General features: G+C 69.5%; 15 protein-coding genes and 5 pseudogenes. 10 read left to right on the top strand and 10 right to left on the bottom strand.

Annotation, left to right across the window (positions count from 1 at the left end; all coding sequences use genetic code 11):
* Positions 1-12 precede the first annotated feature (12 nt).
* From ESD82_RS08780 to ESD82_RS08760, 5 genes and pseudogenes are all read left to right on the top strand, one after another.
* Positions 13-3,333: a hypothetical protein gene (locus tag ESD82_RS08780; RefSeq protein ID WP_147429340.1), complete on the top strand. Its 3,321-nt coding sequence runs from the start codon at positions 13-15 to the stop codon at positions 3,331-3,333.
* A 184-nt stretch (positions 3,334-3,517) separates the two neighbouring features.
* Positions 3,518-7,927, top strand: coding sequence for an eCIS core domain-containing protein (locus ESD82_RS08775; protein ID WP_147429341.1), 4,410 nt, complete (start codon positions 3,518-3,520; stop codon positions 7,925-7,927).
* On the top strand, positions 7,924-8,532 hold the full coding sequence (locus tag ESD82_RS08770; RefSeq protein ID WP_147429342.1) for a hypothetical protein: 609 nt from the start codon (positions 7,924-7,926) through the stop codon (positions 8,530-8,532). The genes ESD82_RS08775 and ESD82_RS08770 overlap by 4 nt, the downstream gene beginning before the upstream one ends.
* Before the next feature lie 232 nt (positions 8,533-8,764).
* Positions 8,765-9,511: pseudogene (gene map, locus ESD82_RS08765) on the top strand (type I methionyl aminopeptidase); the annotation flags it as partial.
* Positions 9,512-10,167: 656 nt separating this feature from the next.
* Positions 10,168-10,925, top strand: a protein-coding gene (locus ESD82_RS08760) for an IS5-like element ISPso2 family transposase (protein WP_147427659.1) whose coding sequence is annotated in 2 segments (ribosomal slippage) — positions 10,168-10,492 and positions 10,492-10,925 — 759 coding nt in all. Because the reading frame shifts where the segments join, the coding sequence is not laid out codon by codon here.
* A gap of 9 nt (positions 10,926-10,934) precedes the next feature.
* Here ESD82_RS08760 and ESD82_RS08755 read toward each other — a convergent pair.
* The 4 genes and pseudogenes from ESD82_RS08755 to ESD82_RS08740 all read right to left on the bottom strand — a co-directional run.
* Positions 10,935-11,183 (bottom strand): helix-turn-helix domain-containing protein, encoded by a 249-nt coding sequence (locus ESD82_RS08755; RefSeq protein ID WP_147429343.1) that lies wholly within the window; start codon positions 11,181-11,183, stop codon positions 10,935-10,937.
* Positions 11,184-11,632: 449 nt separating this feature from the next.
* Positions 11,633-12,007 carry a hypothetical protein gene (locus ESD82_RS08750; RefSeq protein ID WP_147429344.1) on the bottom strand — a complete coding sequence of 125 codons (375 nt, stop codon included), beginning with the start codon at positions 12,005-12,007 and terminating at the stop codon, positions 11,633-11,635.
* Between the two features lie 490 nt (positions 12,008-12,497).
* Positions 12,498-12,899 (bottom strand): annotated as a pseudogene (locus ESD82_RS08745) (single-stranded DNA-binding protein).
* 711 nt (positions 12,900-13,610) lie between these two features.
* Positions 13,611-13,844: pseudogene (locus tag ESD82_RS08740) on the bottom strand (hypothetical protein); the annotation flags it as partial.
* A gap of 48 nt (positions 13,845-13,892) precedes the next feature.
* Between ESD82_RS08740 and ESD82_RS08735 the strand changes: the two are divergent.
* Together ESD82_RS08735 and ESD82_RS08730 are read left to right on the top strand one after the other, a co-directional pair.
* Positions 13,893-14,177: a transposase gene (locus ESD82_RS08735; protein ID WP_249038345.1), complete on the top strand. Its 285-nt coding sequence runs from the start codon at positions 13,893-13,895 to the stop codon at positions 14,175-14,177.
* 143 nt (positions 14,178-14,320) lie between these two features.
* Positions 14,321-14,794: pseudogene (locus ESD82_RS08730) on the top strand (hypothetical protein).
* A gap of 600 nt (positions 14,795-15,394) precedes the next feature.
* On the opposite strand, the pseudogene ESD82_RS08725 reads toward ESD82_RS08730, so the two are convergent.
* Positions 15,395-16,563 (bottom strand): annotated as a pseudogene (locus tag ESD82_RS08725) (solute carrier family 23 protein).
* Between ESD82_RS08725 and ESD82_RS22155 the strand changes: the two are divergent.
* The 3 genes from ESD82_RS22155 (at position 16,490) to ESD82_RS08715 (ending at position 18,781) form a co-directional block, all read left to right on the top strand.
* Complete coding sequence (locus ESD82_RS22155) at positions 16,490-16,666, top strand: hypothetical protein (protein WP_244314527.1); 177 nt, start codon at positions 16,490-16,492, stop codon at positions 16,664-16,666. The pseudogene ESD82_RS08725 and the gene ESD82_RS22155 overlap by 74 nt on opposite strands.
* A 389-nt stretch (positions 16,667-17,055) precedes the next feature.
* Positions 17,056-18,405, top strand: a complete 1,350-nt coding sequence (locus ESD82_RS08720) for an NAD(P)/FAD-dependent oxidoreductase (RefSeq protein ID WP_123130377.1) — start codon at positions 17,056-17,058, stop codon at positions 18,403-18,405.
* Between the two features lie 13 nt (positions 18,406-18,418).
* On the top strand, positions 18,419-18,781 hold the full coding sequence (locus ESD82_RS08715; protein ID WP_024845944.1) for a DUF5368 domain-containing protein: 363 nt from the start codon (positions 18,419-18,421) through the stop codon (positions 18,779-18,781).
* 55 nt (positions 18,782-18,836) lie between these two features.
* On the opposite strand, the gene ESD82_RS08710 is transcribed toward ESD82_RS08715, so the two are convergent.
* The 5 genes from ESD82_RS08710 to ESD82_RS08690 all read right to left on the bottom strand — a co-directional run bounded on the left by ESD82_RS08710 (position 18,837) and on the right by ESD82_RS08690 (position 24,950).
* The gene (locus ESD82_RS08710; RefSeq protein WP_074991081.1) at positions 18,837-19,439 is read right to left on the bottom strand and encodes a LysE family translocator; all 603 of its coding nucleotides are present in this window, start codon (positions 19,437-19,439) and stop codon (positions 18,837-18,839) included.
* A 2-nt stretch (positions 19,440-19,441) separates the two neighbouring features.
* Positions 19,442-19,843 (bottom strand): DUF2000 domain-containing protein, encoded by a 402-nt coding sequence (locus tag ESD82_RS08705; protein WP_024845946.1) that lies wholly within the window; start codon positions 19,841-19,843, stop codon positions 19,442-19,444.
* 65 nt (positions 19,844-19,908) lie between these two features.
* Positions 19,909-20,715: an AraC family transcriptional regulator gene (locus tag ESD82_RS08700; RefSeq protein WP_074991079.1), complete on the bottom strand. Its 807-nt coding sequence runs from the start codon at positions 20,713-20,715 to the stop codon at positions 19,909-19,911.
* An 87-nt stretch (positions 20,716-20,802) separates the two neighbouring features.
* Positions 20,803-23,994: an efflux RND transporter permease subunit gene (locus ESD82_RS08695; protein ID WP_074991078.1), complete on the bottom strand. Its 3,192-nt coding sequence runs from the start codon at positions 23,992-23,994 to the stop codon at positions 20,803-20,805.
* Positions 23,991-24,950, bottom strand: coding sequence for an efflux RND transporter periplasmic adaptor subunit (locus ESD82_RS08690; RefSeq protein WP_147429345.1), 960 nt, complete (start codon positions 24,948-24,950; stop codon positions 23,991-23,993). The genes ESD82_RS08695 and ESD82_RS08690 overlap by 4 nt, the downstream gene beginning before the upstream one ends.
* Positions 24,951-24,956: the final 6 nt, after the last annotated feature.

Raw genomic sequence — 24,956 nt, 5'->3', positions numbered from 1 at the left:
GGAGGACAGGCCATGGAAGGGGATTTTTCGCGCGGACACCGGCCTGACGCCAAGCGGGGACGCAGCTATCGGCGCGTGCTGCCGCGGCAGGGCGCGCCGATCCTCGACAGCGACCTGCATGCGCTGATGGACGCCGGAGACCGCATCGACCGGCAGGGGCTGGCGCATGTCGCCTGCGCAAGCGGCTCGACCGACCTGGGGTTCTTCGTCACGCCGGGGCGGCTTCTGGCGATGTTCGATCCGGTGCTGGGGCAACAGCCCCAGGCGGCGGGCGGTGCCAGCGCAGTGCGGGACTTCTCGCGCAAGTACCTGGACCGGCTGCCGGGGCTTCAGCTTGGCGGCGGGGCGGGAACCGTCACCGTTCCGCTGCGCAGCCCCTTGGCCGCGCCGACGCCCTGCCGGGTCTGGATGCGCGCCGACCAACCGGCGACGGTGACGGTCGCGGGCAGCGTCCTCAACGTCCCGGCGACCGGCAGCTATGCCCCCTTTGCCGTCACGCTGAACGGCGCGCAGGCCGTCTTTGCCCCCGGCGCGCAGCCCTGCTGGGTCGCGCTGATCGAAACGGAGGCCCCCTCGGGCGCCTCGGCGGTGCTGCATTGGTGCGCGGGCGGCTTCCAGATCGGCGGGTTGCTGGCCGATGCCCGCGAGGCCGCCTGGCCCGACCTGACCGGACCCGCGGCGGACCAGTTGCGCGCCGCCTCGGCCGGGGCGCCGGGGTCGCGGGTCGCGGCCTATCTGGAACTGTCCGAGCGCGTCGTCACCGCCGTCGAGGATCCCGGCCTGCGCGAACAGGCGCTTGGTGCCGGGCGCGAGACGACCAGCCGGTCCGAGGTGGTGGCGCAGGTCAAGCTGGCCCCCGTCGCCGGCCTGACCGAGCCCGCGGCCATCGCCGCCGCCTTCGACAGCGTCGCCCTGCCCACAGGCAGCGTCGCCTTTGGCACCAGCGCGGGCACCGCCGCCGCCGATCCCTGCGACCTGCCGGTGCCGGGCGGCTACAGCGGCACCGAGAACCGGCTGTATCGGCTGGTCGTGCACGAGGTCACGACCGGCGCCGGCGCGGTCACGCGGTTCAAGTGGTCGCGCGACAATGCGGCGGGGCTGTGGCCCTGTGCCCTGATGCCCGACCAGCCGCCGGGCGCGGCCGTCACCCATGTCCGCGTCGGCGCGAACGATCCCTTGCGCACGGGCGACCTGGTCGAGCTGACCTCGGAGGCGGTCGAGCGCGGCGACGCCGCCCCCGGCGCGGTGAATGCCGCGGGCTTCCTGCGACCGCGCCGGATGCAGGGGATGCTGTTCCGGCTGGACGGCGGCGATGTCGTCGCCGGCTCGCTGCGCGAGTTCCGGCTGCTCGATCCGCTGACCGAAACCCCGGCGCCGCCCTTCGACCCCGCGCCCCTGGGGACCGAGGGGCTCAAGCTGCGGCTGTGGTCTGGCCTGCTGGAACGGCCCGGCACCGGCGCAGCCACGCTGACGCTGGAACACGGGCTGATCGCCGAGGTCGATGGCGCCTTCGAGCCCGGCGACTGGTGGCAGGCCGAGGCCCGCGCGCTGGCGCCCCAGGCCAACGGCCCCGCCGTCACCACCGCCCACGGCCCCGAGCGGCAATTCGCGCCGCTGGCGCTGCTGGAGCGCGGCGCGGCGGCGACGCCGATGATCCTGCACGCATGGCTGGATTTGCGCAGCCGCAAGCTGTGCCGGCAAGAGGCCGATTTCACCGGCTACGACGGCGCCCGCGTCGGCACCGAGGCCGATACCGTGCAAGAGGCGCTGGACGAACTGTTCCTGCGCCTGTCGGACGGCTGCGGTGAAATCGCGGTGCCGCCCGGGGCCTCGGTCCAGGCGGTGATCGACACGATCCCTGCCGACGGCAATGCCCGCATCTGCCTGAATGCCGGGGTGCGCGACCTGGCCGCGACCATCGTCGTCGCCGACAAGGGCGACCTGATCGTCGGCGGCATCGGGCCGGGCACGATCCTGCGCGGCGACCTGCGGCGCATCATCCGCTTCGAGCGTTGCCGCTCGGTCGACCTGCGCGACTTCGCGGCCGAGGCCCTGGCGGCGGGCGACGGCGCGGTGATCGACTTCGTCGATTGCGGCGAGGTGCGGCTGGACCAGGTCCGCGTCACCGCCGCCGGCCTTGCCGCACCCGGCCCCGCGGCCATCCGGCAGGTGTCGGGCGCGGACCGCCCGACCCGCCGCTTCGCCATGCGCCGCTGCACGCTGAGCCTGGGGATGTTCGACAGCGGCGTCACCGCCGCCGACCCCGGCCATGCCGAGATCGAGGACAACGTCATCGCCATCCGCCCCGATCCCCTGAACCTTGCCGCCGAACTCGCTGCCGGCGGCGAGACCCTGCGCGCGGTCGGAGAGGTGCTGCTGGACCGCATCACCCTGCATGACGGCGACGGCGGCTTCGACTTCGTCGGCGGGCCGGTCTTCGCCTTTGCCCCGCCGCCGGGTCCGCCCGTGGTGGCACGGCACGGCATCGCCATGGCGAACGGCATGTGGGGCCGCGACACGCTGAGCTTCTCCACCCATGCCACGCTGGGCAGCGAGCTGTGGGAGCGGATCGCGGAAACCAACCAGCCCCCCGGCGGCGCCAGCCACCCGCCCGAGATCATGGACGATTTCCTGCGCGACTTTCGCCGCGACCTGGCGCGCGCGGTCTTCGGCCTGGGCTCTTCGGCGACCATCCCGGCCGGGATGGGGCCGCTGTTCCAGCCCCTGCGTGACGGGCTGAGCGCCACGAACGGCGTGGCGCACGGGCGCACCGGCATCACCGTCGCCGCCTCGCGCGGGCCGGCCCGCGGCAAGGCGCTGGTCCGCCCGGTCGCCGCACTGCTGGCGCTGCCGGGCCAGAGCGCGCGTATCCGCGGCAACCAGGTTTCGGGCTTTGCCCAGGGGGTCCGCATCGCCGGCTCGTCGGGCCGGTCGCGGTCCAATTTCATCTTCCTGCGCTCGGTCGAGGTGCAGGACAACCGCATCGACCTGCGCCTGCCCTGGCAAGCCCGCCAGCGCGGCGGCATCTGGATCGGCAGCACCCTGTCGGCGCGGATCAACGGCAACCAGGCCATCGACGCCGGCTATGTGCCGCTGGCGGATGGCGAGCAGCCGATCGGGCTGGATTGCGACGGCATCCGCTTGTGGGGCTGGTTCGGGCCGCTGGTCGAGGTCAGGGGCAATTTCTGCCACGGTCCCTCGGTCGGGATCCGCTGGGTCAGCCTTGGCAATGACGAGCCGAGCTGGGGCCGCCCCGACGTCTTCATCGGCGCCTTCGCCGACAACGCCTATTCGGGGATGGGCAGTCCCAGCCTGCCCGCGACCCTGCCCTGAAACGGAGAATTGCTTTGGTGCGGACCCGCGGAAATGCTAGGCTGAAGGGGATCTCGAACCGGGACATCGCGTTCGAGTCGACTGGTCGGCGGATGCCGAAGGGTTCAAGTCCCTGGAAGTGGATCGTGCTGCGGCCTGGTCCACTTCCTTTTTCCGGCGCGCCCCGCAAGGCGGGAGGCCCAGGATGAAGGCCAGGACCGGCCCCGTTTCGACCCGTTCGGCCGACGCTTCGCGCAGCCCGGCGGCCCCTGCCCCGGCCCCCGTCTCGGTTTCGGCCCCCGTCTCGACCTCGGCCAGCCGTGACAGCGCCCCGCAGCCGCTGAACCTGCTGCAGCGCAGCCTCGTCGGCGGCGCGGCGCTGCCTGCCAGCCTGCGGGCCCGGATGGAAACGGGTTTCGGCACCTCGTTTTCCGACGTGCGCATCCATACCGGCGGGGCGGCGGCGATGGCGACCGGACGGGCGCGGGCCGAGGCGCTGACCTCGGGCAGCGACATCGCCTTTGCGCCGGGCCGCTATCGGCCGGGCTCGGCGGCGGGCGATCGCCTGATCGCGCATGAGCTGGCCCATGTCGTGCAGCAGCGCCGTTCCGGCGGCGGCGGCGCGGTGCAGGCGAAATCGCTGGTCTCGAATCCCGGAGACGCGGCCGAAACCGCCGCCGACGCGGCCGCCGCGACGGTGCTGGCCGGCGGCCGCGCGCAGGTCGGCGCGGCGGGGCAGTCGCTGCGCGGCCGGATCATGCGCCGCGCCCTGGCGGGGGCCGCGCCCTTTGCCGCCTCGCCCGCGCTGTCGCAGGCCCCGGCCCGGCCGGGCGCGGTCGCGCCGGGGGCGGGGCCGGTGCTGACGCCGATGATGACCTCGCAGGTCTCGGCCGCGGGCGGGCGGGTTTCGGGCCTGACCAGGTCCGGCGGCCGGCCGGGGGCGACCGCGCCCGCCAGCAAGGCCCCCGACGATTCGCAGACCGCGCGCGGCGAGAACGCGGCCGAGGCGAAGCCCGCGCCCTCGGTCGCCATCGCCGGCGCCCCCGCCGGGGCGGCCGAGGCCGCGCCGGACCGCGCCCCGCAGAGGAAAAAGGACAAGGAGGGCCCGGATCGCCGCAGGACAAGGGATGAGAAGGGCAAGGCCGCGGCTGCCAAGGACAAGGGCGGCGCCCGCGCCAAAGGCGGGGGCGGAGGTGGCGGGGGCGCGGCGAAGCGTTTCGGCCAGAACCTCGGCGACCGCGGCGAGGCGGCGGCAGAAGCGGCGCGCGAGCGGCTTTCCGAACGCGCCGACGCCCTGCAGGTGAACGAGGGCGCACATGCCCGGATCGGCGCCGCGCGGGCCGCGGCCGAGCCCGCGCCGAATGCGGCCGAGGCCGATGGCCAAAGCCAGCAGGCAGGCAGCCTTGCCCAGGCCGAGATCCCCGCCCCCGATGCGGCGGCGGCGCAGCAAAGGGCGGGGGCGGCGCTGGCCTCGGCCGCGCCCTCGACCATCGAAGAGCTGGACAATTTCGCCGGGCCGGGCGGGGCGGGCACGCGCCAGCAGATCAGCCGGCAGGTCGCCGCCGAGGCCGGCCAGCAGGCGGCGCCGGTCCAGTCCTCGATGTCGGCGGTGCGCAACCCGCCTGCGGGCGCCGCCCCGCCCCCGGCCGTGCCCCAGCCCGCGCCCGTCGCCGCCCCGGCCACGGCGGCGCCGAACCTGACCGGGGCGGCACCCCCCGCGGTGCCCGAGGAATCGCTGGACGCCAGCGAGTTCCGCGAAGCCGCCGACGAGGCGCTGGCCGAGCACGACGTGGACGACGCGACCCTGGCCAAGGCCGAGGAAGGCCCGCTGCGCGCCATCGGTGACGACAAGGACGAGCTGAACGAAAACGTGGCCGGCGCCGCGACCGAGGCCCGCGCGACCGAGACCGCCGCCACGCAAGAGGCCGCGGCGGGGCTGGCCGCGACCGAGGCAGAAAGCGTCGGCGGGATGGAGGCCGGGCGAGACGCGGCACAAGAGGCGGTCAGCGGCGAACAGACCGGCACCCGCTCGGGCGAGGAAGGCGGCGCGCGCAGCCTGGCCGAACAGATCAACGCCACCTATGCCACCGCCGAGGGGCAGGTGAACGAAAAGCTGGGCTCGCTGGAAAGCGAAGCGGTGCAGAGTTTTCGCGACCGCCAGGGCCAGCGGCTGGAGGCCTTTGCCTCGGGCGTCCGGGCCGATCTGGAGGCCTTCAAGGCGCGGCGCTATGCCGGCGCCAAGGGGCTTTACAACCGCGCGCGGGACTGGCTGCTGTCGATCAACAGCCTGCCCGAGGTCAAGGCGCTCTACGAGAGCCACCGCAACCAGTATATCGCCGATATCGACGCGCTGCTGAACGAGATCCGCGGCAGCATCCAGCGCACCATCGACGAATGCAAGGCCATCCTGGCCGAGGCGAAGGCCGCCATCGACCGGCTGGTCGAGGCCAACAAGGGCAACCTGGACGCCGAGGCGCAGGCGGCGCTGACCCGGACGCAGGCGCAGTTCCAGGCGATGGAGGCCCGCATCGAGGCGACCCAGCGCGCCGCCCTTGCCGCGCTGGACCGCGAGCGCGAGCGCGCCATCCGCGAGATGGACGCGAAGCTGGCCGAGATCCAGGCCGAGAACGCGGGCCTGGTCGACCGTATCGCCGCGGCGATCAAGGCGCTGGCCGATGCGCTTGGCGAATTCATGGCGCTGATGGCGCGGGTGACGCGGATGGGGATCGGCGCGTTCCTGTCGGCGGCCGGGTCGCAGGCGCAGGAAGGCGTCAAGAACCACCTGTGGGATTCGCTGAAGGAAGCCTTCAAGGAATGGTTCTTCAACAAGGTTCCCGGCCTGCAACTGCTGATGAACCTGCCGCCGAACTGGGTCGAGATGCTGACCGTGCTGGCGACCAGCATGATCGGCCTGATCACCGAAAGCCTGCCCCTGCTGATGCCTGCCATGGCGGTCGCGGCGATGACCTGGCTGGCGACCCAGCTTGCGCTGAAGCTGATCCCCGGCGCGGGCGCAATCATGGCGGTGATCGACGCGATCCGCGCGGCCTGGTCGCTGGTGCAGTCGCTGTTCTCTGCCGCCCGCGCCTTTCTGGAATTCGTCATGCAGGTGGCGGCGCCCGGCAATGGCGCGGCGGCCTTCGCGCGCGCCCTGGCGCATGGCATCGTGGCGGCGGTGGACATGGTGCTGACCTTCCTCGGCGTCGACGCGCTGATCCGCCGCCTGCTGGGGGCCATCGCGCGGCCCTTCGGCCGCATCGTCGCCCGCATCCAGCAGCGTTTCCGGCAATTCATGGAGCGCCGGCGGCGGCGCAGCGGCGACCGGCGCGCGGGCGGGCGCGGGCGGCGGCGCGACGACGGGGACGACCGCGGCGGCAGCGCGGATGCCCGCCGCCGCGCCCGCGACCAGGCCCGCCGCGACCGCCGCGCCGCAGACCGCCGCCGGCGCGAACGGGATCGCGGCCGCGACCGCCGGCGCGAGCGTTCCGAAAGCGATGCCGACCGCCGGCGCCGCCGCCGCCAGGAGGAGGAGCGCCGCCAGCGCGAACGGCTGGACCGGGCGGTGCGGGCGATCCAGCCCCAGGTCCAGCAGCTGGCGCGGCGCGGCGTCTCGCGCCTGGGCCTTGGCGCGCGGCTGACCTTTTGGCGGCTGCGCTATCGCCTGACCTCGCTGGAGCGGCAGGGCGATTCCATCGTCGCCCGGATCAACCCCTCCTCGCCGGCGGGGCGCATCGCGCAGCTCAGCCCGGCCCGCATCGGCCGGGCGCTGGAGCCGATCCTGATCGAGGCCGAACGGCTGTTCGAGCAGGAGCGGGCCTCGAACCCCGCCGTTCGCACCCAATCGGCCGAGCTTGAGCGGCAGATGCGCGAGGGCCGCCAGGTCACGGTGGGCGCGGGCCTGAACGAAGCCGATGTCGTCTTTGCCGGACGCCGGTTCCTGTCCGCGCCGGGCCAGTTGCCCCTGCCGCTCGGCCGCGCAAGGTTCGGCAGGTTCTCGGGGCCGTTCCACACCTCGATCAGCATGCCCGGCAGCCGGCCTGCCTATATCCGCGACGTGCGGCGCTCCTCGATGCTGTTCCAGGCGAATGCACCCGCCTATGAGGGATTCCGGGCCGAACATCTCGACAGCCCGGATCCGGACCAGTTGCGCAACGTGGTGGAACCCATTCGCGCGCCGGGCCAGCTTGCGGCGCGCGCCACCGGCCGCTCGCTGGAGGAACGCGGCATGATCAACCCGCGGCTTGAGGCCGCGCGCGGCGAATATGCGCCGATGGCGCCACGCGGCGCCTCGGTCGCCGCCGACCAGGACTTTCGCGGCCGTCAGGACAGCGGCAGCTTCACCCGCGGCCAGATCGCGGAGGCCCGCCAGGCCCGCCACCGGCGCACCGGCAACATCTTCAAGCTTCTGGACCGGGTGCTTCGGCAGCAGACCGGCGCCATGACGGTGCTGGGCGAGGACCAGGCCCTGCGCGATCTTGCCCAGGCGTTCCGTTCATGGGCATTATCGAATGTCAGCCGCGCGGGCCGCCGTGCCTCGACCCCGGCCGAGCAGGCGGCCGCGGCGCAGCAGCTCATCGTCGGCATGGTCGCATTCCTGAGGAGCCGTTACCCATGACCCGCAGCCAGAACGACGACGACCTGCTTGCCTTCGGCAGATATGTCGCGCTGGAGGACGACCTCGGCAAGGTCAGGCAAGGGGCGTTCGAGGCGATCCGGCTGCTGAAGGCGGAAACGCCGCTGGACCTTTTCACGGTGCCGGACATGGCGGGGGATTCCGCGGGCGCGATCCGCTGGATGGAGTCCCATGACCCCGACCTCCTGGTGACGCTCACGCTCGACCGGACCAACCGCATCGCCCATGTCGATGCCCAGGCCAGCGACCCCGAGGCCGCCGCCGCGATCCTGCAAGCCTTCGACGCCACCGCGGCCTATGGGACGCTGGACCAGCATCTTGCCCTGCTGGCCCATGACGACAGCGAGCGGCAACTGGTCCGGGTGGCCCTGGCGGCCGTGGGGCAGGACTATGACCAGCGGGTCGCCGATGCCTTTGTCCGGGCCTTCGCCTCGCCGCTGGCCGGGCACAGGAAGGCCGCGACCTATGCGGTTCGCGTGCTGGGATGGCCGGTGCTGGCCGAGGCGCTGGCCAAGGCGGAACCGGTGGAGCCGGATGCGGAATTGCGCGGCCTGATGCGCGCCGTCCTCGATCACACCGCGCCGTGAGGGCACTCCGTCCCCGGCGAGCCGCAAAGCCTCTTTGGCCGGAACCTGCAAGGGCCCGCGCGGCTGGCCGCAGCGAAAACCGCCATCCCGCATTCCGAGTAGGTATTCCCCTGGACCTCCCGGAAGCATCCGGCGAGGTTCGGCGGCGCCCGGCAAGATCGGCGATACGGGGGATGCGGGCGCTTTCCTGCCTGCCTTGGCCAGTCCATCCGCGCCGCGGGGGAACCACCGCATGCCGATCACCAACCAGGGCGAACTCGACGGGCTGAGGGATACCGGCCGGATCGTCGCCAACACCATGCAGGCCATGGCGAAGGCGCTGGAGCCTGGCATGACCACCGGCAAGCTGGACAGGATCGGCCGCACGCTGCTGGAGCGCGAGGGCGCCGTCCCGGCACCACAGGCCACCTATGACTTTCCCGCCGCGACCTGCATCAGCGTGAACGAGGGAAATCGCCCATGGCATTCCCGGCGACCGGGTGATCGCAGCGGGAGACCGGGTCAATATCGACGTCTCGGCCTCGAAGAACGGCTATTTCGCCGATACCGGAGCGACATATGGCGTTGCGCCCGTTCGGCCCGCCCTGGCCCGGCTGTGCCGCGACGGCCGGCGCGCCATGCAGATCGGCATCGCCCAGGTCGGCAGCGGCCGGCCGCTTGCCGGCATCGGCAGGGCCATCGGCCGCTTTGCCGCGGGGCGCGGCTACACGCTGATCCGCAATCTCGCCAGCCATGGCGTCGGGCGGTCGCTGCACGAATATCCCGAGGACATCCCGACCTGGCCCAGCCGAACCGAGAAGCGCCGCATCGACAGGGGCCGGTGCTGACCGTCGAGCCGTTCCTCTAGGCCGTCGGCCTCTGGGCAACCGAGGGGGATGACGGCTGGACGCTCTACAGCCAACCCCCTGCCCCGGTGGTGCAATATGAGCATACGGTCGTCGCCACGGATCGCGGGGCGATCGTCGTTACCCTGCCCGGCTGGCCATCCCGACCCCTTCTCCGTATGAACCGACAGGACTGCGGCAGCGGAAACGTGATGAAATCAGCCCCGTTTTACCCCATGGCAATGCTGCGGCTCTGCGGCACAGGAGGCCGCCAGAGCCACGGAAGCCACGGAGAGTGCCGTGAAGGCGGGGAGGAGCCTCAACCCCATCGGGACGCGCAAGCGAGAAGGCCACGGAGAGCGCGCAGGAGGCCCGCCACAGGGCCGAGGCGCTATCTCGGCAACGACCCACCAAGGCCCCCAGAGGACGGCACAGCGGCGCAAGGAGGCCCCATCGCCAGAGCCGAAGCGAGGGCCGGAAGCGCCCCACGAAGGCGGAGAAAGCGCCCGCGCCACCGCCTTACCGGGGGTCGTCAGGGCCAAGCATGTAAAGCCGCTTTTGGCGGCTCGATCCCCTATCTTGCCAATCCATGGAGGCGCTGCGGCAGGGGATCGGGAAGAGCGGCGGGCAGATTAGGGTTTGCGTCTCATGAGGCGCTCAACAATCAACGCCACCCCCATCCCCGCCCCTGAAACCACAATTCCCATCACAAGGTCGGACAAACCGAATGCGTCCAGCCAATACCTAGGGTCAGGATGCATTGATTTCTGTTGCGCTGCGTGATTCACGCCTCCGAAAACGGAGCGGTGACATGAGCGATCTCTTCTGGCTGACCGACGCGCAGATGGCGCGCCTGGCTCCCTTCTTTCCCAGGTCGCACGGGAAGCCCCGGGTTGATGACAGACGGGTGCTGAGCGGGATTATTTTCATCAATCGCAATGGCTTGCGTTGGCGCGATGCGCCCGCCTCGTATGGCCCACATAAGACGCTCTACAGCCGGTGGAAGCGTTGGAGCGAAAAGGGCATCTTCGCGCGGATGATGGCCGGGCTGGCGGCGGAACACGGCGAGAAAACGACCGTGATGATCGACGCAACATACCTCAAGGCCCATCGAACGGCGACCAGCATGGCCGCCAAAAAGGGGGGCGTGGTCGCCTGATCGGTCGAACCAAAGGCGGTATGAACACCAAGCTGCACGCCATCTGCGACAGTCAGGGGCGACCGATCGACCTGTTCGTCACCGCTGGACAGGTCAGCGATTATATCGGCGCTCGGGCCCTGCTGAGTGGTCTGCCAAACGTCAAATGGCTACTCGGGGATCGTGGCTATGACGCTGACTGGTTCAGAGAAGCGTTGCAGGACAAGGGGATACGTGCCTGCATCCCAGGCCGGAAGAAACGCAAGACGCCGATCAAATACGATAAGCGGAGATACAAGCGGCGTAACCGCATCGAGATCATGTTCGGCAGGCTCAAGGACTGGAGGCGCGTCGCGACCCGCTATGACCGATGCCCCAAGGTGTTCCTCTCAGCCATCGCCCTCGCGGCTCTCGTCATCTATTGGTTATGAATCCTGACCCTACGGTGGGGTATCGCTCCTGTCGTGCAGGAGCAACACGCCTTCGCCCTTGTCCGTGGACAGGAAAACGATCCCGGCCGCTTCGAGAGCGCGGCGCACCTGATCGCGTGTCGACTCGAACACCTCAAGTCCGCTTTGGGATTCGAGGCGTTTGAGCGCGGTCAATGCGACCTGGGCCTTGTCAGCGAGCGTCTCCTGTGTCCACCCCAGCAACGCGCGTGCGGCCCGTGATTGGCGAGAGGTGATCATACATGATCACCTCTCATTCACTGCTGCACTCGTTCCAGAACTACGACTATAATAGTCGCTTTCAAACTGAAATCCACCCGAAATCCGCTTGGAACAACCTTCTCTCACAAGATGTTACGGCGAGAAGGTTTCAACTGATTCGGTCGCCGGGATTGGCGACATAAGCAGTTGCGCGCCGAAGCGGCCGTGGTCAGGGAGAGGAGGATGGGTTTGGGAAGGAGGGCGAGGGAACCGTCGCCTCCTTCCCATGGGAGGGTTCAAGGGAGGGGCTTCAGCCCTTCCCTTGGGGAGGATGTTTGAAGGAGGGGGCTTGCCCCTTCCTTCATGGGAGAGTGTTGAGAGGGGGCTAGCCCCCTTTCAACAGCCCTGCCGGCCGGTCGATCCGGCCGGCAGGGCTCCTGACGACGAAGCAAAGACGAGAGGCGGCTTTGCCGCCTCTCGTCGCAGGCTCAGTCGGTATCCGGTCCCCAGAGCGGATTGCTCACCGGGTCCTCGATGCCTCCCCAGTCGGGTTCCAGGCCCCGGATCACCGCCGCAATCTCGTGTCCGCCGATGTGCGTGCGGCCTTGCGCGATGAGGATGCTCACCGCGGTCGCGTCGGCCTCGATGGCCCGGATCGCGTCCTCCATGTCGTCATGGGGACCGAGGTTCTCGATGGGGATCACATCGCCGTCTTCGTCGTAGCCACCATGCAGATACATCGGCGCCTCGGCCAGTTCCTCCGCCGCCAACTCGGCTTCGCGGATAAGCCCGAAGGCATGTTTCCGCTCGCGCCAGTAAGCCGCGCTGCCGCCGTCGATGCTGATGTGCTTGTGATTATTCATGTCATGCTCCTTTCTCTCGCTGACGAGAGGATCGGACACCGTAGCCGCGAGGGGTCAGGGATCGCGAAGCGACCGCCAGCGGCGGCGAGCGGGGGAGCCGATTTTCTGGCGACGCCCCATGGGCGGCGGCTGAAAATTGGGGGGGACCGCGATGTCCTTGACGCCGGAGTGGCTGGTGTATGATCCGAAGTCAGTGAGAGAAGAGCCCGCGGCCCCGACCAGGGGCCGCGTCAATATTCGGCGCCGCCGACAGGGGGAGGTTTGGAGGGGGTTTCCCCTCCATGGGTGGGGGAGTTTGAGGGGGCGGGGCTCTGCCCTGCCCCTTCATGGGGTGAGTTTGAGAGGGGCGGCCTGCCCCCCTTTCATAAGCCCTGCCGAGCGGTCGATCCGCTCGACATGTCTTTATGGACGGGGGAAAGGTGGCGGGCGCGTTCCGGTGTGAACATGGGGAAAACCCGGCGGCTTGCGCCGCCGGGTTCCGGGCCCCCGCTCAGAACGGGATGTCTTCGTCGTCGATGAACTTGCCGTCGTCGTTCTCGGTCTGCTTGGCCCGGCTCAGGAAATCGACCGTCTCGGCGATGATCTCGGTGCCGTAGCGGTCAACCCCTGCGGCGTCGGTCCATTTCGTGTAGTGGATACGGCCGCGAACCAGAACCTTCATGCCCTTGTCGCAATGCTGCTGGACCGTCTTGCCGAGGCCGTTGAAGCAGGTGATGCGGTGCTATTCCGTGTCCTGGACCCGATAGCCGTTCTCGTCGCGGACGACGCGGCCTTCCGAGTAGCGGGGGCGCGAGGTGGCCAGGGTGAAGTGGGTGATGCCGGTGCCGCCCTGGGTGGTGCGGGTTTCGGGGGCCTGACCGATGTTGCCGGCGAGGATGACGATGTTCTGCATGTGTTATCTCCGTTGCTCCTCGGAGGGACCATCCCTCCGACGAGACCCGGCCAAGGCCGTCGGGAGACTCCCGCAACTGCCGACCTTTCGGCAGCTTGCCCCTAAGGCCCCAGGTGGGGCGGGCAGCCGCGCTTGCGCGGCAACACGGCTGGGAGCCTCGGGGGTTGCTGGTGGAAACCGAACGGACTTAGGGGATCAGTCAGTCGGAGGGATTGGTGCTTTCGAGAGCGGATCGGAGATGCACCGCATGGTCCATCGTCATCGCCGGCAGCAGCGGCCCGGCAGGCCCCCGAAACCGGCACCACCCGGCACAGCACCTGCTACCCCCCTTTCCCGGCTACCTTCGCGCTTCCCGCAGGAAGGCAACGTCGTCCGCGATGAGAACGAGGCAGCTATCGGGTTTCCGGGCGCGGCAGGGCATCGCATCACCTGCTTCGACAGCCGCAGGCCCGGTCCGTCAGCATTGCGAGAAGGGCATGAAGGTGTTCGTGGCTGCATCCCGCGCACGGAGTGGACCGACGCCGCCGGGGCTGACCGCCATGGCAGCGGAACTCATGCCGACGACAGATTCCCAAGCCGGGCGAAGCAGCCGAGAGCGATTGGGCAAGGGCATCGCTGGCGTGATGGCCCGATAGCTGTCCGGAAGGCTCGTAACCCGGCGGCGCAAACCGCCAGGTTTTCGCCTTGGAAGCGGGAGAACGGCCCGCCGGTTCAGCGCGAGAATACGGACTCGCCGAGGGCGTTCAGATTGACGATAGCCGAGACGCCGATGACAAGGCCGCCGATCCCGCCGAGCAGATTGAGCACAACAGTCGAGTCGATGGCGTTCTTCGTGATGCCATAGACAAGCGCATATCCCGCGATGACGGCGGGCACCGCGAAGAGTGCGAGCGCGATCAGCCGCAGGACCGGGTTCTTCGCGAAGCCGAGAACGACGGTCACGAGGTAAGCGTCCGGCCTGACCGCCCTGCCGCGTGGTGAAAGAGGCGGATAGTGTCCACCATTGATAGTGGACACTATGGTGATGGCGTGGCGCGTCGGACGAAGCGACTTTGGACGGATGAGGAGAAGCGTTCGATCTGTTTCCAGACGGCGGCGCCGGGCGTTTCCGTGGCTCAGGTGGCGCGGCGCTACGCGGTGAACGCGAACCTGATCTTCAAGTGGCTGCGCGATCCCCGTTATGCGCCGGACCCCACCTCGGTTGCGCGCCCAGCAGAGGAGGCGCGGTTTCTGCCCGTAGAGCCAGCGCGCCGCGATAGACCGCTTTCATCGGAATAGAGGTCTGCCGCCCGCCATTCTGCCGCAGCAGCACCACGCCGATCCGGCGCATGATGGAGGCCGCATTGCCTCGGGTCATGACCCATGAATCTGCTTGAACGGGGGCATGTGCATGATTCGAACTCCCGGCTTTGGGAGGGATGATGAGCGAGCTTTCCTGGCTGACGGATGCGCCGATAGGGCGACCGAGGCCGTTCTTTCCGAAGTCCCGAGGCAAGCCTCGGGCCGATGACCGGCGCGTGCTGAGCGGGATAATCTTCGTTCAGCGCAAGGGGTTGCTGTGGAGTGAGGCCCCGAACGCCGTTGTTCGGGTGAGCGGGCCGAACGCCCTGCGGCCTATGGCCCGCCGAAGACGCTCTACAAGCGTTGGAAGCGGTGGGGCCGGATGGTTTCGCAATGCCCTGATCGAAAGAGGCATTGCGCCATGCATCCCCTCCCGCATCGGCCGCAAAGGTCCGATCCCGCGCGACGCCAGCCGCTATCGCCTGCGCCGCCGGATCGAAAACATGCTCGCACATCTCAAGGGCTGGCGTCGGATCGCAACCCGCTACGATCGCCGCCCCATCCTGTTTCTCTCGGCCTGCGCCCTCGCCGCGACCGTCATTTATGGGTTGTGAGGCCTGGCCGCAAGATCCACGCGAGGTCGGCCCGGCGCTTCGCCATCTCGGGCAGCAAGGCTTGGGTCGGCGCGGTCTGGCCGGCAGATGTCGGCGCATGTGGCAACGCCTTGGCCAGCATCCGAGCCATGATCCCGGCACCGGCGCAAGCGTCCAAGATGAACACGGCGGCCGCGGGCTTGCGGATGGCACGGACCGGGGCCGGCCTGCCGTCTCGAGCAGCCGCCCAGCCTGAAGCGACATCCCCAAATGGCTGGCCGCGCGTCATTTCAGCTTGATTTCAGCTTGGTGACACCAGGCTGCGGTCGGTCCCGAATCCCGGCGTGATCGGCTGGATCGGTGCCCAGGCGACCGAGGCGCTGCATATCTCGGCCACCACCGCCGCCTATCGTCTTTCCCATCAAGACAGCCAGTCCCGATATCGGACCGCCCTTCGGAGGTTTCCCGACGGGGCGGCGATCCCGCCGCATCCTCGGGGGTTTCCCCGAGGATGCGCTCGCGGCCCTTGGCCTGGGCGGCGGCACATGGCCAAGCAACCGCTTCACTGGCCCGGCGCGCCGCATGCACGGGCCACAAGCGGCGCGGACCCGCCGCAGGGTGTCACGCCCGCCGACCGATGCCCAGCAGCTGATACAGCACCAGCGCCGCAAAGGTCGAAGTGCCGATGCCGCCCAGCGAGAAATTGCCGATGTTCACGGTGAAATCCCCGGCCCCCAGGATCAGCGCCACCCCCACGGTGAACAGGTTGCGCGGGTCCGAGAAATCGACCTTGTTGTCCACCCAGATCCGCGCCATGGCCGAGGCGATCAGGCCAAAGACCGACACCGCCAGCCCCGCCAGCACCGGGGCCGGGATGGTTTGCAGCACGGCGCCGAACTTGGGCGACAGGCCCAGGAAGATCGCGATCGCCGCCGCCATCGGAAAGATCAGGGTGGAGTAGACGCGGGTCATGGCCATGACGCCGATATTCTCGGCATAGGTGGTGACGCCGGTGCCGCCGCCCGCGCCGGCCAGCATGGTGGCCAGCCCGTCGCCCAGGAACCCCCGGCCGATATAGCGGTCCATGCTCTGCCCGGTTATCGCGCCCAGGGCCTTGATATGGCCCAGGTTCTCGGCCACCAGCACGATGGCGACCGGGGCGATCAGGCTGACCGCCGACCATTCGAATCGCGGCGCGGTGAAGTTCGGTACCCCGAACCAAGGCGCGGCCGCCACGGCGGCGAAGTCGATCCCCGGCACCAGGCCCAACCCGTTGCCAAGCGCCAGCACCAACCCATAGCCGAACAGCAGCGCGATCAGCACCGCGATGCGCCGCGTCGCCTGCCGACCATAGACCGAGACCATGGCCATGCACAGCACGGTGGCCAGCGCGATGCTCAGATGCGCATGGCTGCCGGCAAGCTGCTTGACCGCCACCGGCGCCAGGTTCAGCCCGATGGACATGCCGATGGCGCCCGTCACCGCCGGCGGCATCAGCTTTTCCACCCAGCCTGCGCCGATGGCCATCACCACCAGCCCGATCAGCGCATAGACGAGGCCGGCGGCGATGATGCCGCCAAGCGCCACGGCGATATTGGGGTTCGGCCCGCCGCCGGCAAAGCCGGTAGCCGCCATGATGACCGCGATGAAGGCAAAGGACGAGCCCAGATAGCTGGGCACCCGCCCCCGGTCACGGCAAAGAACAGCAGCGTGCCGATGCCGGAAAAGAACACCGCGACATTGGGATCGAAGCCCATGATCAGCGGCGCCAGGATGGTCGAGCCGGACATCGCCAGCAAATGCTGCAAGCTCATCGGCACCGCCTGGGTCAGCGGCAGCTTTTCATCGGGAAGCACCGTGGCCCCCGCAGCGGGGCGCCAGTCAGGAAAATAGCCCATCACGTCTCTCGGATTCGGTTCGATGGACCGGCTTTTGGGCAGGTTTGCGGAAAAAGGCCAGTGGCAACCGCAGAATGGCGCAAGCGGCCCCCTCGATGCGGAACCGCCTGCCTGGCTTGCCCCGCGCTGCGACCAAGTGCCGCGTAAGTAAAATACGGCCTATTGGGCATGTTGATACATTCATAATATCGAATATGAATGGGCTCAACATCCGATTCGGGTAACTGGAAGCGCCGCCCCGACCGTCTTAATCCACCTGTCGAACGCCTGCGTGCTGCGACTGGGCTCACGGTCGTTGCAGGCTCGGTCGGGTGTCAGCGCATGTGGCCGCGGCACCGGAAACCACATTCCCGGACCGGCCGCAGAAAGTCAGGAGGAGGCCGAATGACAGGACGAAACGATTTCAGACCCTCTCGCAGAGGGGTGTTGGGCTTTGCGCTTGCCGGCGCGGTGACGGCGGGCCTGGGTGTCCGCGCCGCCCAGGCCGCCAGGGTCGCGACCAAGGCCAGGATCATCATCATCGGCGCCGGGGCCGGCGGCACCGCCCTGGCCAACCGGCTGGTGCAGCGGCTGGACGGGGCGCAGATCACCCTGATCGACCCCAGGGCGCAGCATCTCTACCAGCCCGGCCTGTCGCTGGTCGCGGCCGGGCTGAAGCCGGCCGATTACGTGGTGTCCAAGACGACCGACTGGCTGCCCTCGGGCGTGACGCTGATCGCCGAGGCCGCGGCGGCCATCGACCCGGTGGCCAAGACCGTCTCGACGGAAAAGGGACAAAAGCTCGATTACGACTTCCTGATCGTGGCGCCGGGCTTGGTGCTGGACCACGGCGCGATCCAGGGCTTTTCGCTGGACATGGTGGGCAAGGACGGGATCGGCGCGCTTTACGCCGGGCCGGACTATGCGGCCAAGACCTGGCAGGCGGCATCGAAATTCACCGAGGAAGGCGGCGTCGGCCTGTTCACCCGCCCCGCGACCGAGATGAAATGCGCCGGCGCGCCGCTGAAGCACACCTTCCTGCTGGACGACATCGCCAGCCGCGGCGGCGCCAAAGGCAAGTACGAGATGCATTACACCTGCCCGCAGACGGCGCTGTTCTCGGTGCCGATCGTCGCGGAAAAGGTGCGCATGCTGTTTGGCGAGCGGGGCGTGGCCACCTATTACGGCCATACGCTGAAATCCATCGACCCCGGCCGCAAGACGGCGCAGTTCGAAACCGCGGCCCCCGACCCGGCGACGGGCGAGATGGTCAAGTCCACCACCGAAATGCCCTATGACTACCTGCATGTCATCCCGCCGCAGCGCGCGCCCGAGGTAATCCGGCAGTCGGGCCTGTCCTGGGCGGACAAATGGACCGACCAGGGCTGGGTCGAATGCGACATGAAGACCCTGCGCCATCTGCGCTACCCGGAAATCTTCGCGCTTGGCGACGTGGCGGGCGTGCCCAAGGGCAAGACCGCGGCCTCGGTGAAATGGCAGGTTCCGGTGATCGAGGACCACCTGATCGCCAGCCTGCAAGGGCGCGAGGGGACCGAGGTCTATGACGGCTATACCTCCTGCCCGCTCATCACCCGCGTCGGCCGCGCGATGCTGGTCGAGTTCGATTATCACAACAACCTGGTTCCCTCTTTCCCCGGCGTCATCGCGCCGCTGGAAGAGCTGTGGATCAGCTGGTTGATGAAGGAGGTGGCGCTGAAGGCCACCTATAACGCCATGCTGCGCGGCCGGGCCTGACAGGGGAAGCATCATGAAAGAACTGACATTCGGCACGGTGATCGCGGTCTTCGAGGAAATCTTCGGCCGCGGCCTGTTCTGGACCATGGTCGCGCTCGCCGTGCTGGTCACGCTGGCCTATTTTTACGTGCTGATTCGAGACCGGGCGATGTCGATGCGCAAATTCCTCTGGGCGCAGCTTTCCATGCCTTTCGGCGCGGTGCTGGCGGTGATCTTCGTCCAGCAGATGACGCATTCCGGCCTGCGCGACATCGGCGGACCGGTCGACGTGATCGTGCTTCTGGGCGTGGCGGTGCTGGGCGCGGTGGGCAGCGCCATCCTGATCTATACCATCCAGTCGCTGCTGCGGCCTTCGCGGTCTGGGCAGAATTCCTGATCCGGGACGCAAGTGCGGGGCGATCGCGCTTCGGGATCGCCCTGCGCCTGGCTTGTCAGCTGAAGGCCCGCGCCAGCATCCAGGCCACGGATAGCGCCAGGACCAGGGCCATGCCGCGGTTGAACGCCCGCAGCCGGCCCTGTCCGACCCTTGCCCCGCCCCAGGCCCATGCGGCAAGCGAAAGCCAGCAGATCGCGCCGAAAAGCGCCGCGAACGCCGCCAGCCCCGTCGCCGGATCGGCCAGCGGCATCACGAAGGTCGAGAGCGAGGACAAGACCGCCAGCCAGGCCTTGGGGTTCAGCCCCTGCACCAGGACGCCGGACCAGAAGCCGGGCGCGGCCGTCGCTGCCGGACCGCTCCACTCGACCCGGCCGTCGCCGCGCAGCAGCCGCCAGGCCAGCCACAGCAGATAGGCCGCGCCGGCCAGCGTCATGGGCCGGGACAGCGCCAGGATCCAGCCGGTTCCCGCCAGCAGCCCGGCACCAAAACCCAGCAGCAGCATCAGGAAGCCCGCGGTCGCCCCGCTGACGAAACCCAGTGCCCGGCGCGGACCGAACCGCGCGCCAATCATGGCGCCGATGATATTGACCGGCCCCGGCGTGGCCGAGGCCGCCAGGGCGAAACCGGCTATCGCCAGCAGGGCCTGCGGCTCGGCCATGGTCAGCGCAGTAGCGGCAGCCGGCCGCAGATCCGGTCCACCGCCTTGCGCGCGCCTGCCAGCAGGATGGCCTGCGGCGCGTGATCCGCCAGCGGCGCGGCGGCGATGCGGGCGGCATAGTCGGAATAGTCCCGCGCCTCGAAGGCGGCGCGCATATAGGCCAGCCGCAGCGGCAAGGTTTCGGCCTGGGCGAAAAGGCCGGGCAGCTCCGGCAACGGCGCGCCTAGCACCGGCAGGGGAACGGTGGTGATGCCCGGCAAGGCGATGCCGTCGCTCGTGGCGGTGGCCGCGCCCAGCAGGTCGGGACGCAGCCGGCCCAGGCTCATGCCCAGGACGGCGGCGAAATTGGCTTTGAGCCCCAACGGCAGGTCTGCGGCCAGGATGATGACGGGTTTCAATGGCATGGCGGTTCCTTTCCCGGTCTCCGTGCCATGGATCGAGCGGGCAAGGATTGGACGAAATCGACCTGCTAATGCCGCAGCAGCGCGCCGGGGGTGACGCCCAGGTGACGGCGGAATTGCCGGATCAGATGCGCCTGGTCGCAAAACCCCGCCGCGACCGCGGCCTCGGCGGCGGGCACGCCCTCCAGCAGCAGCCGGCGGGCATGGCCGATGCGGGCCTGCAGGACATGGGCATGCGGCGTCAGCCCGGTGGCCCGCCGCATGCTGCGGATCAGATAGGACGGGTTCAGCCCCACCCCGGCGGCCAGTTCGGCAAGGGTCAGCGCCTCGCCCGCCGCGACCCCGGCGGCGATCCGCGCCCGCACCGCCCGGATCGCCGCGGGCTCATCCCCTGCCGGGCGCAATTCGGCCCGGCCGTATTGGCCGAAGGCCAGCGCCAGGGCCCTATGCGCGGCCTCCTCCGCCGCAAGGCGCCAGTCGGGGCCGGGCGGGGCATTCAGGCAATGGGCCAGATGCGCCAGGGCCCGGCCCAGCCGCGACCCGCGGTCGCGCGGGGCAATGGTGGCAAAGCCGCGCAAATGCCGCAGGCCCAGCACGGCGCGGACCGCCGCCTCGGAGGCGTAAAGCATGGTATAGCGCACCCGGTCGGCGGCGGCATGCCCGGTATGCGGTTCCTCGGGGTTCATCAGCGACAGGGTGCCGGCCGGCAGCACCATGGTCTCGCCCCGGCAGACATAGCCGCCCGCGCCTTCGGCGATGGCGCCGATGGCAAAGCCCTCATGCGCATGGCGGCCGAAGGTCTGGTGGCTGAAGGCGGCCTCGAACAGTTCGATGCCGTGATGCCAGCCAAGGTGGTGATAACGGTTTGCTTGCATGGCGTCTGTCGGGACAGGGAACGCGGTCGGACCCCCGCCGGGGAATAGGGCAACCATCCCGGCAAGGCCAGCCGCCGGCGCGGTGACTCAGGTGCGGAACACCCGATAGACCGCCGGGATGACCAGAACCGTCAGCAGGGTCGAGGAGATCAGCCCGAAGAACAGCGAGATCGCCAGCCCCTGAAAAATCGGATCGGTCAGGATCACCGCCGCCCCGATCATCGCCGCCAGCGCCGTCAGCAGGATCGGCCGGAAGCGCACGGCGCCCGCATCGATCAGCACCTCGGTCAGCGGCCGGCCGGTGCTGTCGTGGCGGATGAAATCCACCAGCAGGATCGAATTGCGCACAATGATCCCGGCCAGCGCGATGAAGCCGATCATCGAGGGCGCCGAGAAGGGCGCGCCGAACAGCCAATGCCCGCCCAGGATTCCGATGAAGGTCAGGGGCACCGGCGTCAGGATCACCAGCGGCAGCCGGAAGCTGCCGAACTGCGCCACCACCAGGATATAGATGCCCAGCAGCGCCACCGCGAAGGCCCCGCCCATGTCGCGGAACGTGACCCAGGTCACTTCCCATTCGCCGTCCCACAGCAAGGTGCTGGCGCTGTCATCCTCGGGCTGGCCGCGCAGCCGGATCTCGGGCTTGGGCAGGCCGGCCCAGTCCTGCGCCTCCAGCGCATCCCTGACCGCCATCATGCCGTAAAGCGGCGCCTCGAAGTCGCCGGCGAGTTCCGCAGTCACCATCTCGGCTGGCCGGCCGTTGTGGCGGAACAGGATATGCGAGGCGTCCTCATCCTCGATCCGCACCACGTCGCCCAGTTCGACCACGCCGCGATTGCCGGGCAGCAGATCGGCCGGGATCGGCGTGGTCAGGAAATCCTCGCCCGGCACGCGCTGGTCGCGGGGCCGTTCGACCCGGATCGGGATCGGCGCCCGCCCCTCGCCCCGATGCGAATAGCCAACCGTGGTCGAGCCGTTCAGGATGGCGATGCTGTCGAAGACATCCGATTCCGCCACGCCGTAGAAATCCAGGTCGTCGGGCGAGATCAGCACCCGCAGCCGCGGCGCGGCATCACCCCAGGAATTGTCCACGTCGACGATGAAGGGGACCGAACGGAAGGCCGCCTCGACCTTTTCGCCCACCGCGCGGCGGGTTTCCGGGTCGGGACCATAGATCTCGGCCAGCAGCGTCGCCATCACCGGCGGGCCGGGCGGGGGTTCCACCACCTTCAGCACCGTGCCCTCGGGCAGCGGCAGCGCCTGGATGCGCGCGCGCAGGTCCAGCGCGATCTGGTGGCTCGAACGGTCGCGGTCGTGCTTGGCGGACAGGTTGACCGCCACCTCGCCCTGGTGCGGCTGGGTGCGATAGAAGGAATGCCGCACCAAGCCGTTGAAATTGAACGGCGCCGCGGCGGCGGCATGGGTCTGGACCGAGACCACTTCGGGCAGTTCCATCGCCACCCCGGCCACGGCCTGGGCCACGGCATCCGTGGTCTCGACCGCCGCGCCCTCGGGCAGGTCGATGGTCACGGACAGTTCCGACTTGTTGTCGAAGGGCAGCAGCTTCACCGTCACGTCGCGGGTATAGAACAGCGCGAGCGAGCCGAAGGTCAGCACGATCACCCCGCCCAGGAACAGCCAGGCCCGGCCCTTGCTGGCCAGCACCGGCCGGGCGATGGCGGCATAGGTCCGGCCCAGCCGGCCGCCCTGCCCCTCGGCCTCGTGATGCAGCGGCGCGCGGCCGGCGACCTTCAGCATCAGCCAGGGCGTGACCGTCACCGCGACGAAGAAGGAAAAGATCATCGCCACCGAGGCGTTCGAGGGGATCGGGCTCATGTAAGGCCCCATCATCCCCGAAACGAACAGCATCGGCAGCAGCGCCACCACCACGGTCAGCGTGGCGACAATGGTGGGGTTGCCGACCTCGATCACCGCCTCGATGGCGGTTTCGCGGCGGTCGGTGCCGCCCATGCCCCAATGCCGCGCGATGTTCTCGATCACCACGATGGCGTCGTCGACCAGGATGCCGATCGAGAAGATCAGCGCGAACAGGCTGACCCGGTTCAGCGTATAGCCCATGATCCAGGACGCGAACAGCGTCAGCAGGATCGTCACCGGGATCACCACCGCCACCACCAGCGCCTCGCGCCGGCCGATGGCCAGCCAGACCAGCGCGATGATCGACAGCGTCGCCAGGCCCAGGTGGTAAAGCAGCTCGTTGGCCTTTTCGTTGGCCGTCTCGCCATAGTCGCGGGTGATCTCGACCTGCATGTCGTCGGGGATCAGCGTGCCTTGCAGCGCCTCGGCGCGGTGCAGGATCGCCTCGGCCACGGTGACGGCATTGGCGCCGGCGCGCTTGGCCAGCGCCAGCGTCACCGCCGGACGCCGGCCGGAATCGCGGGTAAGGGTGGCGACCAGCGCCTCGGCCGTGTCGCCGACGAAGCCCAGATCGGCCACGTCGCGGACATAGACCGGGCGGCCGTCGCGGGCGGTCAGCACCAGGTTGCCGATCTCATCGGGGCTGCGTAGGGTCTCGCCCGCGACCAGCATCACCTGCCGGCCGTCCTCGCGGACCATCCCCGCCGGCAGGGCGCGGTTGGCGCCCTGGACCTTGCCGGCCAGCTGTTGCAGCGTGATGCCGTAAAGCGCCAGCCGGGCGGGATCGGGGGCGACGCGGATCGCCTCCTCGGTTTCGCCGATCAGATAGGTCAGGCCGACATCGTCGATCTTGGCCAGTTCGGTGCGCAATTCGCGGGCGATGCGGGTCAGTTCGGCCGCCGTCACCCGTTCCGCCGCATCGGGTCGGGCCGAAAGCGTCAGCGCCACGATGGCCACGTCGTCGATGCCTCGGCCCACCACCTGCGGCTCGGGGATGCCCTGGGGGATGCGGTCCATATTGGCGCGCAGCTTGTCATGCACGCGCAGCACCGCCGCATCCGAGGAGGTGCCGACCAGGAAGCGCGCCGTCACCAGCACGCCATCGTCCTGGGTCTGGGAATAGATATGCTCGACCCCGTCGATGCCCTTGACGATGGTCTCCAGCGGCTCGGTCACCAGCTTGACCGCATCCTCGGCCCTGAGGCCGGGGGCCTGGACGCGGATGTCCACCATGGGGACCGAGATCTGCGGCTCTTCCTCGCGCGGCAGGCTGATCAGCGCGATCAGCCCGAAGGCCAGAGCCGCGATCAGGAACAGCGGCGTCAAGGGCGAGGTGATGAAGCCACGCGTCAGCCAGCCGGCCAGGCCGGGGCTGCGGGGGGGATCGCCGGGGGTGTTCATGGAACGATCACCGTTTCCCCCGGCACAAGGCCGGTCAGGATCTCGACCATCTCCACGCCGTCCCGGACCAGGGTTTCGCCGGTCAGCACCGCCCGCCGCACCTCGCCCGAGACACCGGCCACGCTAACGAAATCGACGCCGGCGCGGGTCGTCACCGCCGCGGCCGGCACCAGCAGCGCCCGGCGCTGGCCCACCGGCAGCTCCACGGCGACGCGCGCGCCGACAAAGGCGTCGGGCAGACGGTCGACCTCGACATCGGCCTGCACCCGGCCGCCCTGGATCAGCGGATAGATCTTGGCCAGCCGGCCCGTGGCGGCCCTGCCGCCCGCGGCGATCTGGATCTCGGCCCCTTCGGCAAGGTAGGCGGCATGGCGCTCGGGCACCGACAGGCGCAGGAAAAAGCCGCCGCCGCCCAGGCTCGCCACCACCTCGCCCGGCATCACCACCGAGCCGCGCACCGCCGGCACGCCCAGCACCAGGCCCGAGACCGGCGCCAGCACCGCGCCCTCGGCCTGCTGCTGCTCGACCACCGCGCGCTCGGCCTCGGCCGCGGCGATCTGGCCGCGGATCACATCGACGGCGGTCTGCAACTGCTCGACCCGCTGCTGCGAGGCCGCGCCGCGCTGCACCAGCGACTGCCCGCGTGCAAGATCGGATTCCGATTCGGCCAGCTGCGCCCGCAAGGCCGCGATCCGCGAGCCGAAGGCCGCGATCTGGAAGGCGATCTTGTCGTCGCGGACGGTGGCAAGCGTGGCCCCGGCCTCGACGTGATCCCCCTCGCTGACCAGCAGCTCCACGACCGTGCCGCCGATGCGCGCCCGCGCCGGGATGGTGTCGCGGGCCTCGACCGTGCCGTAGACGGCCTTCATCTCGGGCACCGCGCTCCAGTCCAGGATCAGCGGCTCGGCCCGCGCCGGCCCGGTGGCGACAAGCGCGACAAGCAGCAGCAATCGCATGGGTCG

This window comes from Paracoccus pantotrophus (assembly GCF_008824185.1).
Lineage (GTDB): Bacteria > Pseudomonadota > Alphaproteobacteria > Rhodobacterales > Rhodobacteraceae > Paracoccus > Paracoccus pantotrophus.
This window is presented reverse-complemented; position numbering and strand designations above follow the sequence as displayed.